Origin of the sequence: Spiroplasma sp. ChiS, assembly GCF_002968355.1 — a bacterium.
GTDB classification, from domain to species: domain Bacteria; phylum Bacillota_I; class Bacilli_A; order Mycoplasmatales; family Mycoplasmataceae; genus Spiroplasma; species Spiroplasma citri.
Map to the genome: position 1 here is coordinate 1 of NZ_PUUH01000217.1, position 796 is coordinate 796.

A 796-nucleotide genomic window follows, 5' to 3' on the forward strand; every position below is an offset into this window, starting at 1 on the left:
TACCTACCATTGATAAAAACACTGGTGAAATTACTGACTGAAAAGAACAAAAAGGAACTAAATAACAGTTCCTTTTTTATATTAATCGCACAAATTTCATAAAAATAATTAATAAAAAGATATTTGTTATTGTACTATACAATGCTGGATTAAATTTTCATACCTCAAATATTTGACTAAAAAAACTATATACTGTTTCAAAAACCTTACCAACACCACTCGCTAATTCATTAACTTGTTTAACACCAGGAATAGTGTTGACAATTCAAATCACCGCATTTTTAATATGAGCACCAAAATCTCATCAACCCTCCGGCGTTACATATTGCACTTGTCATCATTGTTTATCGGGGAACAACCCACCATTATTAATTTCTTGTCAATTATAAATCCCAAAATTAAAATCATAATATCGGTACATATCATTCTCTTTTTGTGCTTGCAATTCAAAAACATTATAACCGATTTTTTGTTCTTCAATTTTTTTATATTGCAAACCATATTTATTTTGTAAATCACCGCCAAAAACATAACCCGAATTTGAGTTAATATTATAATTATTAGCAACCGAAAAATCATAATTAAAAACACTACCATAATTATTAATCGTATAAAACCGATTTTTAAATGCTGAATATAATTTAATATCTAATTGCTTATATTTATCCGAAAAATAAAAATATCGTGGGTAAATTTTAAAACCATTATTTACTAACAAACCATATTTTTTATTATAACCTTGAACATAAGTATTATTTTCTAAATCAAAAATCGTACGTAAATAATTAGTATAAAA

1 protein-coding gene is annotated in these 796 nt (G+C 25.6%); it reads right to left on the minus strand.

The window, feature by feature from the left end:
• Positions 1-76: 76 nt before the first annotated feature.
• A partial coding sequence (locus C6B38_RS05860; RefSeq protein WP_146693335.1) for a spiroplasma phage ORF1-like family protein occupies positions 77-796 on the minus strand: 720 nt, incomplete at its 5' end.